General features: G+C 64.8%; 1 protein-coding gene and 1 pseudogene. Both read left to right on the top strand.

Annotated features, from left to right (window positions below; genetic code table 11):
* Nucleotides 1-448 (top strand): 5'-nucleotidase (locus CAPSK01_RS19965; protein ID WP_273704169.1); only part of this gene is annotated, 448 nt, incomplete at its 5' end.
* A 17-nt stretch (nucleotides 449-465) separates the two neighbouring features.
* Nucleotides 466-1,031, top strand: a pseudogene (locus CAPSK01_RS19960) (molecular chaperone DnaK); the annotation flags it as partial.

The following is a 1,031-nucleotide window of genomic DNA, read 5'->3' as shown; positions in this document are numbered from 1 at the left end:
TTACAGCAACGTGCTTTTCGAACTGCAGCTCAGTGGCAGCCAGATCGTGGAGGTGCTCGAAGATGCCGTCGGCAACTACCTCGATCGGGGCGGGTCGGACGGCTCCCACCCCTACGCCGCCGGCCTGCGCTGGCAGCTCGATCTGTCGCAGCCGCGTGGCCGCCGCTTCAGCGCCATCGAGGTTCGGCGCAAGGGCAGCGAAATCTGGCAGGCAATCGATCCACACGGCAGTTATACCCTGGTGACCAGCGATTACCTCGCGACCGGCAGCGACGGTTATACGACGCTCGGCAGGATCCATCAGACCGGCCACAGCGTGAACACCTATCTCAACTACACGCAAACCTTCGTCGATTACCTGCTGGCACGTGGTACCGTCAGCCGACCGGCGGCCGCCGATTACAGCCACCAGCGGGTGATCAGTCGCGACGGCAGGGTGCTGCCCTGAGAGAAGCCCTAGAGACCATGAAAAAACCATACATCGTCGGAATCGATCTGGGAACCAGCAATACGGTTGTCGCTTACAGCGCGCCCGGCAGGAGACAAGTCGAGCTGTTTGAAATCGAGCAACTGGTCGGTCCTGGCCAGGTGGCTGCACGGCCGTTGCTGCCGTCGGTGCGTTTTCATCCGGCCGCCGGGGAGATCAGCCCGGGTGATCTGCAACTGCCATGGGTGACCGAGGAAGGCGACGCGCCGCTGGTCACCGGCCGCCTGGCGCTCGATCTCGGGGCGCAGGTTCCCGGGCGGCTGGTCGCCAGCGCCAAGAGCTGGCTGTCGCACGCCGCGGTCGATCGCCTGGCGCCGATTCTGCCTTGGGGCGCCGAAGAGGAGGTCACCAAGGTCTCGCCGGTGATGGCCAGTGCGAGCTATCTCGCGCATGTCCGCGCTGCCTGGCAGCACCGTTTTCCAAAAGCGCCCCTCGAACAGCAACAGGTGATCCTGACCGTCCCCGCTTCCTTTGACGAAGGCGCGCGCGCGCTGACCATCGAAGCCGCTCGGCAAGCCGGCCTGGCCAATCTGCGGCTGCTCGA

Source organism: Candidatus Accumulibacter vicinus (genome assembly GCF_000584955.1).
In the GTDB taxonomy this organism is placed as follows: Bacteria; Pseudomonadota; Gammaproteobacteria; order Burkholderiales; family Rhodocyclaceae; genus Accumulibacter; species Accumulibacter vicinus.
This window is presented reverse-complemented; position numbering and strand designations above follow the sequence as displayed.